The sequence below is a fragment of the Flavobacterium zepuense genome (assembly GCF_007097145.1).
In the GTDB taxonomy this organism is placed as follows: domain Bacteria; phylum Bacteroidota; class Bacteroidia; order Flavobacteriales; family Flavobacteriaceae; genus Flavobacterium; species Flavobacterium zepuense.
Genome location: NZ_VJVZ01000033.1, coordinates 1 through 1,349, shown reverse-complemented (window position 1 = coordinate 1,349; position 1,349 = coordinate 1). Strand labels below are relative to the sequence as shown.

Sequence of the window (1,349 nt, the reverse complement as noted above, 5' to 3'; positions counted from 1 at the left end):
TGACTAGTCCTAAAATAGGTTGACTATTTTTTGATTATACAAATTTGATAAAAGTTCAGGTATTTTCAAGATGTCTGAACTTTTTTTTAAAAGATGTTAGTTTCACTTTATCTTGTTGATGCATTTGTGTTGGTGTAAGCATAGAGCAGCTTAGGTGTGGCCTCAATTTATTATAAATTTCTATACTTTGTCTTGCTAACTTCTTTGCCTGCATTATGCTTTCAAACTTATCAGAGAGGCTGAACTCATCTTTTAATATTCCATTGACCCTTTCTGCAATAGCATTTTCATAAGGGTCGCCATTTTCTGTCATACTGATGAAAATATTGTTTTCTTTTAAGCGATCCGTATAAAGTTTACTGCAATATTGAAGCCCCCTATCTGAATGATGTATAAGTTCAGATGTCTTATACTTTCGTTTATTTAAAGCCATTTCCAGTGCTTTTAGTGTCGAACTGGCTTCCATATTATCGCAGAGTTCATAACCCATTATCTTTTTAGAGTAAGCATCTGTAATAAGGTGTAAATAAGCATTACCATCAAGTGTATCTATATAAGTTATATCCGCCACCCATAACTGTTCCGGTCGCTTTAAACAGATGCCTTTAGCTAAATTTGGGTGTTTTCTGAGCCAGTGTTTTGAGTTGGTTGTAACTGTATACTTTCGTTTTCGGTTAATCAACAAACCTTCTTCTCTCAAAATTGAAAATAATTTGTCTCTTCCAATATTAATATCACTTCTTAAATTAAGTAGATACTGGAGCTTACGAGTACCTAAGCGTGGCATCTGTTTACGTAATACCAGAGCCAATTTCTTTGTATCCAGGCGTTTTAAATCTGATACTTTTTTTGAGGTTTGATGCTTGTAATAAGCCTGTTTGCTAAAGCCAAACAATTCACAAAACATACTTACTCTTCTTGGGTAGGTTTTGGCAAGCTCGTTAATTGTTTGGCTACGTCTTTTTTTAAGATACTTATACCTTCTTCTTTTTCAGTAATAGATATAAGCTTTTCATAAGCCAAAACCTTCAGCCTGGCATCTTCTAATTGCTTTTCCAGTTCTTTGATTCGTTGTTTCTGTGGATCTTTCATGGGACGTCCTATGTTAAAGGATTTTACATAAGGCAATTTACCATATTTACGGCACCACTCCAAAACAATAGATTTACCTCTAATACCATACTTGGTTCTAATCTGATCTTTGTTCAAAATCCCTTTTTCCAATTCAGCTACAACAGCTCTTTTAAAAGCTTCACTGTATTGAGTTGGCGGGGTAATTACTTTTACCCTAACATCATGTTTTTCCATATCGTTGACATTGATTAGTCAACTTTTTTCAGGACGAGACA

At 34.2% G+C, this 1,349-nt stretch carries 1 protein-coding gene; it reads right to left on the bottom strand.

The genetic code is table 11. The features are described from left to right. Positions 1-55: 55 nt before the first annotated feature. Positions 56-1,308, bottom strand: a protein-coding gene (locus FMM05_RS20855) for an IS3 family transposase (RefSeq protein ID WP_143375357.1) whose coding sequence is annotated in 2 segments (ribosomal slippage) — positions 56-960 and positions 960-1,308 — 1,254 coding nt in all. Because the reading frame shifts where the segments join, the coding sequence is not laid out codon by codon here. Positions 1,309-1,349: the final 41 nt, after the last annotated feature.